Source organism: Brevundimonas sp. A19_0 (assembly GCF_017744255.1).
Classification (GTDB): Bacteria; Pseudomonadota; Alphaproteobacteria; order Caulobacterales; family Caulobacteraceae; genus Brevundimonas.
Window position 1 is genome coordinate 407,644 of sequence record NZ_JAGHQP010000001.1, and the last position, 12,808, is coordinate 420,451.

13 protein-coding genes are annotated in these 12,808 nt (G+C 68.1%); 3 read left to right on the plus strand and 10 right to left on the minus strand.

Annotation, left to right across the window (positions count from 1 at the left end; translation table 11 throughout):
- Positions 1–16: 16 nt before the first annotated feature.
- On the plus strand, positions 17–1,540 hold the full coding sequence (locus J7346_RS01950) for a TIGR00341 family protein (protein WP_209117190.1): 1,524 nt from the start codon (positions 17–19) through the stop codon (positions 1,538–1,540).
- Here J7346_RS01950 and J7346_RS01955 read toward each other — a convergent pair.
- The 10 genes from J7346_RS01955 to J7346_RS02000 form a co-directional block, all read right to left on the minus strand.
- The gene (locus J7346_RS01955; protein WP_348521433.1) at positions 1,537–2,550 is read right to left on the minus strand and encodes a mitochondrial fission ELM1 family protein; all 1,014 of its coding nucleotides are present in this window, start codon (positions 2,548–2,550) and stop codon (positions 1,537–1,539) included. The genes J7346_RS01950 and J7346_RS01955 overlap by 4 nt on opposite strands.
- A complete protein-coding gene (greA, locus tag J7346_RS01960) occupies positions 2,541–3,014 on the minus strand; it encodes a transcription elongation factor GreA (RefSeq protein WP_209117192.1) in 474 nt (157 codons plus the stop codon). The genes J7346_RS01955 and greA overlap by 10 nt, the downstream gene beginning before the upstream one ends.
- A gap of 113 nt (positions 3,015–3,127) precedes the next feature.
- Complete coding sequence (locus J7346_RS01965; RefSeq protein WP_209117194.1) at positions 3,128–3,316, minus strand: hypothetical protein; 189 nt, start codon at positions 3,314–3,316, stop codon at positions 3,128–3,130.
- Between the two features lie 49 nt (positions 3,317–3,365).
- On the minus strand, positions 3,366–4,787 hold the full coding sequence (locus J7346_RS15105) for a tetratricopeptide repeat protein (protein WP_209117196.1): 1,422 nt from the start codon (positions 4,785–4,787) through the stop codon (positions 3,366–3,368).
- A gap of 57 nt (positions 4,788–4,844) precedes the next feature.
- Entirely contained in the window at positions 4,845–5,510 is a 666-nt protein-coding gene (locus tag J7346_RS01975) for a glutathione S-transferase (RefSeq protein WP_209117198.1), read from the minus strand.
- 36 nt (positions 5,511–5,546) lie between these two features.
- The gene (locus J7346_RS01980; RefSeq protein WP_209117200.1) at positions 5,547–6,089 is read right to left on the minus strand and encodes a hypothetical protein; all 543 of its coding nucleotides are present in this window, start codon (positions 6,087–6,089) and stop codon (positions 5,547–5,549) included.
- A gap of 137 nt (positions 6,090–6,226) precedes the next feature.
- The gene (locus tag J7346_RS01985) at positions 6,227–6,679 is read right to left on the minus strand and encodes a hypothetical protein (RefSeq protein WP_209117202.1); all 453 of its coding nucleotides are present in this window, start codon (positions 6,677–6,679) and stop codon (positions 6,227–6,229) included.
- 29 nt (positions 6,680–6,708) lie between these two features.
- Positions 6,709–10,008: a carbamoyl-phosphate synthase large subunit gene (gene carB, locus J7346_RS01990; protein WP_209117204.1), complete on the minus strand. Its 3,300-nt coding sequence runs from the start codon at positions 10,006–10,008 to the stop codon at positions 6,709–6,711.
- Between the two features lie 16 nt (positions 10,009–10,024).
- Positions 10,025–10,339 carry a ribonuclease E inhibitor RraB gene (locus J7346_RS01995; RefSeq protein ID WP_226635333.1) on the minus strand — a complete coding sequence of 105 codons (315 nt, stop codon included), beginning with the start codon at positions 10,337–10,339 and terminating at the stop codon, positions 10,025–10,027.
- A gap of 118 nt (positions 10,340–10,457) precedes the next feature.
- Positions 10,458–11,162 carry an HAD family hydrolase gene (locus J7346_RS02000; RefSeq protein ID WP_209117205.1) on the minus strand — a complete coding sequence of 235 codons (705 nt, stop codon included), beginning with the start codon at positions 11,160–11,162 and terminating at the stop codon, positions 10,458–10,460.
- A 41-nt stretch (positions 11,163–11,203) separates the two neighbouring features.
- Here J7346_RS02000 and J7346_RS02005 point away from each other — a divergent pair, with 41 nt between their 5' ends.
- Both J7346_RS02005 and J7346_RS02010 read left to right on the plus strand, forming a co-directional pair.
- The gene (locus tag J7346_RS02005; protein ID WP_209117207.1) at positions 11,204–11,893 is read left to right on the plus strand and encodes an SDR family NAD(P)-dependent oxidoreductase; all 690 of its coding nucleotides are present in this window, start codon (positions 11,204–11,206) and stop codon (positions 11,891–11,893) included.
- Positions 11,894–12,001: 108 nt separating this feature from the next.
- The gene (locus J7346_RS02010) at positions 12,002–12,805 is read left to right on the plus strand and encodes a hypothetical protein (protein ID WP_209117209.1); all 804 of its coding nucleotides are present in this window, start codon (positions 12,002–12,004) and stop codon (positions 12,803–12,805) included.
- The last annotated feature ends 3 nt before the right edge of the window (positions 12,806–12,808 follow it).

Sequence of the window (12,808 nt, forward strand, 5' to 3'; positions counted from 1 at the left end):
GGATAAACAAGGCCCCATGAGCGATCTGGGTCAGAGCGCGCGCGAGACGCGCACCTTCGTCCGCCGGTTCCTGGCCATTGCCCGCCGCAATGTCGACCACGAGGCCGTCGCCGAGAACGTCTATGAGAACGGCGGGCTGAGCGGCCGCTATCTGATCATGACCGGGATCTCGGCGGCCATCGCCATCCTCGGCCTGATGCTGTCATCGCCGGCCGTGGTGATCGGCGCCATGTTGATGTCGCCCATGATGGGGCCGATCGTGGCGCTGGGCTTTTCGCTGGCGCTGCTGGACTTCAGCGAGCTGAACCGGGCGCTCCGGGCGCTGGCCCTCGGCTTTGGACTGGCGCTGATCGTGGCCGTGGTGCTGACGCTGCTGTCACCGCTGAAGGAGCCGACGACCGAGATCCTGGCGCGGACCCGGCCCAACTTCTTCGACCTGCTGATCGCCGTCTTCTCCGGCATCGCGGGCGCCTATGCGGTGATCAAGCAAAGGGGTGAGACGATCATCGGGGTGGCGATCGCCACGGCCCTGATGCCGCCGGTCGCGACCGTCGGCTTTGGCCTGGGCACCGGGGATATGGGGATCGCGGGCGGGGCCTTCTTCCTGTTCATGACCAACCTTGTGGCGATTGCGCTGGCGGCGACGCTGACGGCCGGCTTCTATGGCTTCCGCCCCCGGCTGATGGAGCGGCCGGTGAAGTGGCGGGGTGTGGCCGTGGTGCTGGTGTTCGCCGTGCTGTCGGCGCCGCTGGCCCTGTCTCTGCGCGCCATCGGCCTCGAGAGCCGGGCGACGGCCGAGACCCGGCTGGCGGTGGACGCCATCTTCTCGGGATCCGACTCCCGCATCACATTGCTGGATGTGCGCAGCCAGTCGGGCGAGGTCAGCGTCTCGGCCCTGGTGAGCACGCGCTCGCTGGTCGCCGATGCCGAAAGCCGCCTGCAACAGCGGCTGACCGCCGCCCTGCATGTGCCGGTCGTGGCCAACCTGGACCAGATCGTCGTGGCCGACCCCGAGGCGGCCTCGCGCGCCGTGCAGGCCAGTCCGGTCTCCGCCCCCGATCCGGTGGCGGCCCTGCGCGGACGCCTGATCGAGGCAGTGCCCTTTGCCACGGACGCCATCATGCTGAATGCCGAGGGCTCCCGGGCCGTCATCCTGCTGCGGCCCGAGGCGGGTCTTGACCTGCAAAGTGCCTATGCGCTGGAGACTGCCCTCGCCCGCCGTTTCGAAGGCCTGACCGTGCTGGTCACGCCGCCCGTGCAGGTATTCGACACCGTCGACCTGGGCGACCCTCAGGCCCGGACGCGGGCGGCCTGGGCCCTGTCCCGCTGGCGGGCGACGCCGGCCGTGCGGGCCTGTCGCCCGGAACAGCCGCCGGAGCCCGAATCCCCGAAGGCGGACGGCGAGGACGCACCGGCACGGCTGGATTCCGGACAGACCTTCATAGCCGAACTCGCCGCCGCCGGTGTGTCGACGCGTACGGAGGGGGCACCGGCCTGCCAGCGCGGCGACATCAATGTGGCGCGCCTGTCCCTGAACTAGGCGGCGCGCCAGCGGTCGTAGCGGTTGAGCAGCTCGCGGGCCGCGCGCTCCGTCTCGGCGAGAGGCTGTGCCCCTATGCCCATAACGTCCATTGTGCCGTCGAAGGGACGCGCGAGGCCCCGGGCGATCAGGGCCTGTCGCAGACGGTCGAACTTGGGCTGGGCCTTGCGCGCCACCATGGGCAGCAGCTGCACCGGCTTGCCGGTCGAGGCCGCCTCGGTCGCCATATTGGCGCTGTCCTCGGTCACCAGCACTTGATCGGCGGCATCGAGGAAGGCGAAATAGGGGTTGTCGCCCCGGCCATCCCAGATCCAGCCCGCCACATCGGCCAGACCGTCGCGCAGGGCGGCCTCGGCCTCTGGCGGGGTGCGACGGGACAGGGTCACCATGACCGAGCCGCCTGCGGCCTGAACCGCCTTCCCGATATCATGCGCCAGCCTGGCGGCGTGGTCCGCAGGCAGGTCATGGCTGGCGGACCGGCCGCCGATGAGCACTGCCACGCGCGGCCGGGGAAGGCCGGAAAGGACGTCAAAGGCCGAAGCTGCCCCGGCGATGCGCGCAGGCGTGATGCGATGGGGCGAGCCGAGGATGGAGATCACATTGGCACCGCTCAGGCCGTCGTGCTCGGGGGCGACCACCAGATCGAAGGCGTCGGTCCGCCATCGGGGGTCCTGCGTCTGGACGACGAAAGGCCGCCCGGGTCCGGCCGAGGCGGCCCTGACTGAAAGTGGAAGGGAGGCCCGGCCGGTGGCGATCCAGATGTCGGGCCAGGGCGCGCCGTCGGACGGCAGGGCCGCATCTGACGCCGGATCGCGCATCCACGGCTGTTTCACGACCGACGGCCAGCGGTCGAACAGGGGGCGCCAGCCGATCCGGCAGACGTCGATGTCAGAGGGACGAAGGCGCTGGACGGCCTCGGCCAGGCCCAGCGCCTGATTCTGGATGCCGGCCCGGCCGTCGGAGACGACCCGGATCCGGAGGGGAGACGCGCTGTCGCGTGTCAGATCCACTCGACCTTGAGGACTTCATAGGCCTTCACGCCGCCGGGCGTGTTGACCTCGACGACGTCGCCGACCTCCTTGGAGATCAGGGCGCGCGAGAGCGGCGAGGTGATCGAGATCCGGCCCTGCTTCACATCGGCCTCGTGCTCGCCAACGATCTGGTACCGAGCCTCCTCGTCCGTGTCCTCGTCGACCACGGTGACGGTGGCGCCGAACTTGACCTGGGTCCCCGACAGCTTCGACACGTCGATGACCTGGGCCCGCGACATGCGGTCCTCGATCTCGGCGATCTGGCCCTCGATCCAGCCCTGCCGCTCCTTGGCGGCGTGGTACTCGGCGTTTTCGGACAGGTCGCCGTGTTCACGGGCCTCCGAAATGGCCGCGATCACCGCGGGACGTTCCACGGACTTCAATTGCTTGAGCTGATCGTCCAGGGCGCGATAGCCCGGGGCCGTCATCGGCACTTTTTCCATAGGGTGGTGAGTTTCTTGTTTCGCCCGACTGAGGAGGGGATGGTCAACCTTGGCAGAAGGTCGCGGGGCGCACGCGACCGGGGCAAAGAGGATAGGTCAGGCTTTTGCCAAACTCAAGCGGTCGGCCGAATGGTGGCGCGGCGCACCTTGCGCATCAGACTGCGCGTCAACCAGGCCAGGGTCCCGAGGGCGAGGACCATGAAGAGCACCGACACGATTGCCAGCTTCGCGAACATCAGCGCGAGGCTGAAGGCGACGACCACGAGGGCCAGGGCGAGGATGTACAGGGCTGCGATCTTCATGCCCGGTTAACGCGGCATGGGCCTGCCGGTTTCCCGGAGGGCGGGCTCATCAACGCGATTGTGAAGGAAGGTCGGCCCCTGTGTCCCAGGCAGCACGCACCAGGGTGCCGAACACCGCGCGGCGGGTGTCCCACGGGTCGAGATCGCCATTGGCGCGCGCGTCCCGCAGCCGGTGGACAGCCGCGTCGGCGGTCTGCCGTGCGAGGGCGAGGGCCGCGTCGCTCTGGCCGCTGTCCAGCCAGGCCGCGGCCAGACGCTGATCCCGCATCAGCCGCCGGGGATGGCCGTCCGGCAGACGGTCGGTGGCAAGGTCGCGCGCCCGGGCAAAGGCCTGAATGGCCGCAAGCGGATGGCCCAGCGCCCGCTGGTTGTCGCCCAGGGCGAGCCAGGCCGAGCTTTCCGCCTCCCACCCTGCCCCGCTCGCGGTGAGCAGGGCCAAAGCCTCGCGGTGCAGGGGCTCGGCCTCCCGGTGGCGGCCCAGACGGTCAAGGGCTGAGGCCTGCATCGACAGGCTGGACGCCGCCGAAAGCGATTGCCCGCCCTGTCGCTTCATCTCCACGGCCGCCGACAGAATGGCCTCGGCCTCGCCGGGGCGATCGAGCGCCATCAGGGCCAATGCCAGCCGGTGCCCATAGATGGCCCGCAGGGCAAGATCAGGCTCGCCCATGAACAGCTGCCGCAGCAGGGGCTCGGCCAGATCGGGGCGACCGGCGGCCATGCGGGCACTGGCGAGACGATAGAGGGTCGTCGTCGAGCGACGGTCGGCCGCCCCGTGCAGGGTCACATTGCCCTCGACGGCCTGACGCAGGATGGGCAGAGCCCGGTCGTCACCTGTCAGGTCGAGCCCCGTGCCGTAGAGGCCCAGTGCCTCAAGGGTCTGGTCATGGCGGTCGCCATAGAGGGTCCGGGCCGCAGTGAGGGCTTCGGCGGCGACCGCGAGCCCGTCTTCGAAGCGGGACTGTCGATAGAGGACGTCCGCCATCTGGGTCAGCGCCCGGAGACGCAGCTCGGACGACAGATCGGGCTGTCCCAGAAGGGTGGTCAGGAGAGCCTCCGCCGCAGCGTTGCGATCCAGCTCGGCCAGCAGTCCGGCGCGGTAGAGGTCAGTGGCCTGGCTGAAGGCGGTCCTGTCCCAGCCCAGCGCGGCCCAGCGCGAGGCGACATGATCCAGCCGGGCGAGCGCCTCTTCCGGCCGGCCCAGCTCCCCGAGCGCAAAGGCGGAGTTCGCCATCAGATGCAGGGTGACCGGGTGGTCCTCGCCCAGCTCCGCGCGGGCCCGGGCCAGAGCCGGCTCGGCCCGCGCGAGGGCCGCTTCAGGACCCTCTTCGACGCGGACCGACTCGACCATACGGGCCTCGGCCTCAAGCGCCGCACGGGTCTCGGCCCCATCCGGCCCGGCGGTCTGGGCCAGACCGGTCGCGGGCAGGCCGCACAGGCCGGCAAGCAGGCTGAGCAAGAACCAGACTTTCATCAGACCTCCAGTCTGGCAGGCCGGACGGCTCCGGCCTACTGACGGCATCCGACGCGATCAGGCGTAGCTGTAGGGCCCGCCGCGCTCCAGCGCCCGCTGATAAGCCGGGCGCGCGTGAATGGTTTCCAGGAAGGCCTTCAGCTTCGGCCGGCGGTCAAAGCCGGGAATGCGGGTAGCGCCCGCCTCGATCGGAAAGCTCATCATGATGTCGGCGGCCGAGAAGGCCCCGCCCGCGAACCAGGGATGAGCGGTCAGTTCCGCTTCCCAGAAGTCGATATGGGTCTGGAGCTGGGGATCGATGAAGCCGGACTGGGCCTTGGCGGCGATGGATTTGACCAGCGGTCGCACGAGACCGGGCGCCCGTTTCGGCAGCTGGCCGAATACCAGCTTGAGCAGCAGGGGCGGCATGGCCGAGCCCTCGGCATAGTGCAGCCAGTAGCGATAGCGGCGACCCGCCTCGGTGCCGGACGGCGGGGCCAGACGCCCCTTGCCGTGGGTCTCGACCAGATAGTCGACGATGGCGCCGGTCTCGGCCACGCGGACGTCGCCGTCATCGATCACCGGCGACTTGCCGAGCGGATGGATGGCCTTCAGCTCGGGCGGCGCCAGCATGGTTTTCGCGTCGCGCTCATAGCGCTTCACCTCATAGGGCAGGCCCAGTTCCTCGAGCAGCCACAGGACCCGCTGGGACCGGCTGTCGTTCAGGTGGTGCACAGTGATCATGGGGACATCCGACGCGCTGGAGGGGTGATGTCCGGATCAAAGCCCGCCTTGCAAGGCCATGTCCAGCCCGACCACGGCGGTAACGGCCACGCTGGCGACTGCCCAGGCCAGAAGATTGGCCTTCCACCCGATCCGGAGGTGCCGGGCACCCCAAATTGTCATCCCGACCAGCACAGCGACCACAAGGGCATGCCCCGACCACCGTCCCCACCCCATCGCCAGGGTGATGGCGGCCTCGTCGTTCGGCTGCATCATCGTCATGACCGCGGCCATGAAACGCATGAAGGCCGCCGAGAACAGGACCGCATAGGCCGCGAGACTGCCGCGTGTCAGGACCAGCGTCAGTCCCAGCAGGGCCTGAAGCAACGTCATGACCACGCCGCCGGCGCGGACGGCGATCATGTGTTCCACGGGGATCGACGGGTCGCGCACGCCCGCGCTGTTCAGGCTGAAATAGGCCTCATAGCCCAGGGCGCGGCCCGCAGCCCAATGGCCGGCCTCGTGCACCACGAACGTCAGGACCATGACCCCGAAGAGCAGGGCGTAGAATCCTGCTCCAATCCGCTGTCGTCTCACCATGACGTACCTCCCCGACCCATCAGGGCCAGTCGGAGAGGCCGTTGTCCCGTTAAACTTCTGTCAGGCCCAGGTCCTTGAGCAGCCACAGCACCCGCCGGGACCGGCTGTCGCTCAGGTAGTCGCGGTGACCGCGGACATCAGTAGACCCGCGATGCCAAATCAGTGAACGTGATGCTGGTCACCTTCCAGCCGGAGGGCGCCCGATAGACATCGAATGTGAAGAAGACCGGAAGCTGCGCGGAGTGAACGACGTACCGGACCCGGCAGACCGTCTCGATCAGGCATTCTTGATCAACAACCTCCCAGCCAAGAACGCCTTCATATAGCGACAACATGCTTTGCGATTGGGCGATCATCGTCGGCATCACGGCCGCCCGGTTCGGCATGGGTGTATCGCCAATCAGCCCGTCATAGGCCTCCTCGACGTCACCCGCCTGGAGGCGCGAAAAGAACAGGTCGAGCGTCGGAGTCAGCTTCGCCCATTGCTCGGCACTGATCCGGGGCGCCTCCTGCTCCTGCGCCAGCGCCGGAGTTGCCGCACATCCGATCACGACTGCGGCAACCATTCCCAAGAGCGATGAATGGCGCATGTTTGCCCCTCCCCTTTCTATCTCCTGCGTCAGGCGTAAGCCTGCAGCGGGCGGACGTCCAGATCATCGTTGCGGATGGCCGCGATCGCCTGGACGGCCGCAAGGGCGCCGGCGGTCGTGGTGTAATAGGGGATCTTCATCATCAGGGCCGTGCGCCGCAGGCTGAAGCTGTCCTGCAGGGACTGCTTGCCCTCGGTGGTGTTGAAGACCAGCTGGACCTCGCCGTTCTTCATGGCGTCGACCACGTTGGGACGCCCTTCCAGCACCTTCTTCACATGGCCGACGGGAAGGCCCTGCTGGACCAGCCAGGCATGGGTGCCGCCGGTGGCGATGACGTCAAAGCCCTGTTTCAGCAGCAGGGTCACCGGCTCGACGATGAAGGGCTTGTCGGAATCCTTGACCGAGACGAAGGCGCAGCCCTTGACCGGCAGGGTGGTGCCGCCGCCGATCTGGCTCTTGGCGAAGGCGCGGGCGAAGGCCTCGGCCATGTCGGGTTCGCCCTCGCGCTTCCAGTCGAGGCCCATGACCTCGCCCGTCGAACGCATCTCGGGCCCGAGGACCGTGTCGACCCCGGCGAAGCGGGCAAAGGGGAAGACCGCTTCCTTGACCGCGATGTGGTCATAGGGGCGGTGCTCCAGCCGGAAGGAGGCCAGCGGCTCTCCGGCCATCACCTTGGCCGCGATGGCCGCGATCGGCTGGCCGATGGTCTTGGCGACGAACGGGGCCGTGCGGCTGGCACGCGGATTGACCTCCAGCACGAAGATGCGCGGATTGTCCGAGTGCGGCTCCTCGATGGCGAACTGGACGTTCATCAGACCGCGCACCTTGAGCGCGCGGGCCATGGCCTCGGTCTGGCGCATCAGCTCGGCCACCACTTCCTTCGACAGGGAATAGGGGGGCATGGAGCAGGCGCTGTCGCCCGAGTGAACTCCGGCTTCCTCGATATGCTCCAGCACGCCGGCCACGAAGACGGTCTCGTCATCGCACAGGGCGTCCACATCGACCTCGGTCGCACGGTTCAGATAGTGGTCGATCAGGACCGGATCGTCGCCCGAGACCTTCATCGCCTCGTGAACATAGCGGTCCAGCTGCTCGCGGTCGTGTACGATCATCATTCCGCGGCCGCCCAGCACATAGGAGGGGCGGAGCACGACCGGATAGCCGACCTGTTCGGCCTTGGCGGCGGCCTCCTCGGCCGAGCGGGCCAGGGCGTTGGGCGGCTGCATCAGGCCGATATCGTTCAGCATCTGCTGGAAGCGCTCGCGGTCTTCGGCGAGGTCGATCGAGTCGACCGAGGTGCCGAGGATGGGCACACCGTCTTCCTGCAGGGCATGGGCCAGCTTGAGCGGGGTCTGGCCGCCGAACTGGACGACCACGCCGGCCAGTTCGCCCTCCCGGCGCTCGACATCGATCAGCTCCAGCACGTCCTCGGCCGTCAGCGGCTCGAAATACAGGCGGTCGGAGGTGTCATAGTCGGTCGAGACCGTCTCGGGGTTGCAGTTGACCATGATCGACTCGACGTCGATCTCGGCAAAGGCAAAGGCCGCGTGACAGCAGCAGTAGTCGAACTCGATCCCCTGGCCGATCCGGTTGGGACCGCCGCCGAGGATGATGGCCTTCCTGCGGTCCGAGGGACGCGACTCGCACTCCGGCACCTGGCCGAGGGCGCCGGTCTCATAGGTCGAATACATATAGGCGGTGGCCGAGGCGAACTCGGCGGCGCAGGTGTCGATGCGCTTGAACACCGGGCGGACGTCCAGCCCGCGACGGGCCTTGCGGACGGCGGCCTCGGTGATGCCGGTCAGGGCGGCGATGCGAGCGTCGGAAAAGCCCTTGGCTTTCAGCTGGCGGAAGGCGCGCGCCTCGGTCGGCATGCCACGGACCCGCAGATGGCCTTCCTCGCGCACGATGTCGGCGATCTGGCGCAGGAACCACGGCTCGTACGAACAGGCGGCCTGGACTTCCTCAACCGTCAGGCCGTGGCGGAAAGCCTGGGCGATGACGCGGATGCGGTCCGGCGTGGGCGTGCCCAGCGCGCGGACCACAGCGGCCCGGATGGCGCTGTCGTCATCGGTGTCGGTGGTGCCGTCGATCTCGATCTCGTCAAAGCCCGACAGGCCGGTTTCCAGACCGCGCAGGGCCTTCTGCATCGACTCCTGGAAGGTCCGGCCGATGGCCATGACCTCGCCCACCGACTTCATCGAGGTCGACAGCAGGGGCTCGGAGCCGGGGTATTTCTCGAAGGCGAAACGGGGGATCTTCGTGACCACATAATCGATCGAGGGCTCGAACGAGGCGGGGGTCACCCCGGTGATGTCATTGGTCAGTTCGTCGAGGGTGTAGCCTACGGCCAGACGGGCAGCGACCTTGGCGATCGGAAAGCCGGTCGCCTTGGACGCCAGCGCCGAGGAGCGTGACACGCGGGGGTTCATCTCGATCACGACCATGCGGCCGTCGTCGGGGTTGATGGCCCACTGGACGTTCGACCCGCCGGTCTCGACCCCGATTTCACGGAGCACATTGATCGAGCCCGTGCGCATCCGCTGGTATTCCTTGTCGGTCAGCGTCAGTGCGGGGGCGACGGTGATCGAGTCGCCCGTGTGGACGCCCATCGGATCGACGTTCTCGATCGAGCAGATGATGATGCAGTTGTCCGCCTTGTCGCGGACGACTTCCATCTCATACTCCTTCCAGCCGAGGACGCTTTCCTCGATCAGGACCTCGGTGGTCGGCGACAGGTCGAGGCCGCGCTCGACGATCTCGCGGAATTCCTCGACGTTGTAGGCGATGCCGCCGCCGGTTCCGGCCAGGGTGAAGGACGGGCGCACGATGGCGGGCAGGCCGACGAAGGCCAGGGCGTCCTCGGCCTCGTCGATGTGATGGATGGCACGCGAGCGGGGGCTTTCCAGACCCAGCTTGTCCATGGCGTCGCGGAATTTCTGGCGATCCTCGGCCTTGTCGATCACCTCGGCGCGGGCCCCGATCATTTCGACGCCCAGACGGGCCAGCGCGCCCGACTGCTCGAGGGCGAGGGCCGTGTTCAGGGCCGTCTGGCCGCCCATGGTCGGCAGGAGGGCGTCGGGCCGCTCCTTCTCGAGGATTTTCTCGACGAACTCGGGCGTGATCGGCTCGATATAGGTGGCGTCGGCCACCTCCGGGTCGGTCATGATGGTGGCGGGGTTCGAGTTCACCAGAATGACCCGGTAGCCCTCGGCCTTCAGCGCCTTGCAGGCCTGCACGCCCGAATAGTCGAACTCGCAGGCCTGACCGATGACGATCGGGCCGGCGCCAATGATCAGGATCGACTGGATGTCTGTGCGTCTGGGCATCGCGGGCCTCTTCTTGTCAGTTCGTCACGACCGCACACTCCCAGCCGTCGTAGTCAAGCTGGAAGGCCGCGGCCCAGGATTGCATCATGGCGGAAACGGGCGCGAACGAGGTCTCGTCCACCGCCATGGTCGTTTCCAGAATGGTCGAGTCGTCGGCGCCGCGCGTAACGAAGCCGGCCCGGCGGGCCACCTCGTTCAGGTCGTCGTGGTCGCCTTCGCCATAGAAGTAGAACAGGGTGTGACGCGGGGTGACGCCGCTGTCGCCGTGCTCCGCCAGGGCCGCCCGGATCATGGCATCACGCTCGTCATGCGGGATATCGGCAGCGGTCACGAAGGGCCTGTCCTCTGGCGCGCGAAGACGCGCCGCGGGCAGGGCCCGGCGCGGTCGCATCTGGTTGTCGGTTAAGCGGCCGGTCTAAAGACGCGGGCCGCCGCTAGCAAGGCCTGAATCAGCCCGGATCGCGATCAATCCGCGCCAGCCATTCCGGCAGCTCGTCGAAGCGGGCGAGGGTGACATAGCGGGGGTGGCCCTCGGGGGCGTCGGCCAGTTCATGGGCCCAGGTGACCTCATAGGGAATGTGCACCCCCCAGGCGCCGGCCTCGAGCGCCGGTAGCACGTCGGAGCGCATGGAATTGCCGACCATGACGCCCTCTTCCGGACCGGTGCCGTGGCGGGCAAACACCCTCTCATAGGTGGAGCGGTCCTTCTCCGAGACGATCTCGACGCCCGAGAACAGCTCGCCCAGGCCCGAGGCGGCCAGCTTGCGTTCCTGATCCATCAGGTCGCCCTTGGTCACCAGCACCAGCCGGTAGGTGTCGGTCAGGTGCGCCAGGGTCTCGGTCACGCCGGGCAGGGTCTCGACGGGGTGGGACAGCATTTCCCGTCCGGCGGCCAGGATCTCGCGGATGGCCGAGGACGGGGGGTTGCCGTCGCACAGCTCCATGGCCGTCTCGATCATCGACAGGGTGAACCCCTTCACCCCATAGCCGTAGAGGCGCAGGTTGCGGCGCTCGACCTCGGCCAGCCTGTGCGAGATCACCGCATTGTCGTGATCGGTCAGAAGGTCGAGAAACCGGGCCTGGGTGAGGCGAAAGATCGTCTCATTGTGCCAGAGGGTGTCGTCGGCATCGAGGCCGAGGGTGGTGATGGGCATGGGCGCTGCCTAGCACCGGCGTCCGTTTCTGGGGAGAGGTGATGAGCGAGACATCTGCAGTCGTGATCGGCGCCTCGGGCGGGATCGGGGCCGCGCTGGTCGAGGCGCTGGAGACGGCAGGCGGGCATGCCGTGGTGCACGCCCTTTCCCGGTCCGGAACCGGGCTGGACCTCGAGGACGAGGCCTCGATCGCGGCGGCGGCGCACAGAGTGGCGGAAGGGCCGCCCCCTGCCCTCGTGCTCGTGGCGACGGGCGTGCTGCATGGCGACCATGCGCCCGAGCGGACCTATCGGGCGCTCTCGGCCGAGCATCTGCTGCGGGACTACCGGCTGAATGCCGTGGGACCGGCGCTGGTCGCCAAACATTTCCTGCCGCTGATGCCGCGCACCGGCCGGTCGGTGTTCGGCGCCCTGTCCGCACGGGTGGGGTCGATCGGCGACAATCGGCTGGGCGGCTGGCACGCCTATCGGGCGTCCAAGGCGGCGTTGAACATGCTGATCCGCAACCTGGCCATCGAACATGCCCGCACCCATCGCGAAGGCATTGTCGTGGGTCTGCACCCGGGCACGGTAGCGACCGATCTGAGTGCGCCCTTTCAGGCCGGGGTCGCGCCGGACAAGCTGTTCACGCCCGCGCGGGCGGCAGCCCAGTTGCTGACGGTGACGGCCGGGCTCTCGCCCGCCGACACCGGCAAGGTGTTCGCCTGGGACGGCCAGCCGATCATCCCCTGACCTCCGACAGGGTGAACCGCAGATTCACCGGACTTCTTGAGCCTTCCTTCAACTTGCAGGTTCAGGTTGCATGAGCCGGAAACCCGGTTGTCACCTGGAGGGTGACCCATGGCCCTCTTCCCCTACGGTCCTCAGGACAGGGCCGGACTGACAGACCCCAACCTCATCGGGACGGCCAACCCGTCGCAGCCCCCCCGTCGCTATCAGCCGGAAGAGGCCAGTTTCAGCCTGACCAGCCGCGGGCGACGCGGCCTGTCCATCAGCCTGATCGCCCAGGACATCGTCGAACTCGATACGGGTCAGGCCGTTTCCCGGCGCGTGCGCCGGATCATCCGGCACACGGGGGGACAGGCGGGCCTCAGCCTGTTCGGGCGCGGGACTCTGGAAGGATCGGACCTGAGGCGGATCGACCTGCAGACCTTGCGCATGGGGGTGACCCTGCTCAGGCGCACGCCGGGGCTGACCGGGGTGTTGCCGGTCTTCTGGCGGACGCTGGCCACCAGCCACGGCCGGTTTGCCCTGCTGTACGCCGGGACGCACGACGAGGCCCAACCGACCGGCCTGTCGCTGGAGATCATGGGCGGGGCCGAGAGCTCGCGTCTCGATGCCGTGGCCGAGGTGTTCGAGCAGTTCCGGACCGGGCCGATCGGCATGATCCTGCATGCGGCGCCGGACCCCGGACTGGTCCGACAGCTGGAGGGCATTCACGCCGCCTGTGTCACCCTCGACTTCGCCGGGGTCGATCATGTGTCGGCGGACGGCAAGAGCGGCGCGCGGGATCTGATCGCTGTCGCGAGGCAGGTCGTGCCCCAGGTGCTGCTGGTCAATCTGCGGCCGGAATGGGCCCCCGCCGCCCATGAGGCCGGGGCCACCCACGCCGTCTTTGCCCCCATGGAAAAGCTGAGCCTGTAACGG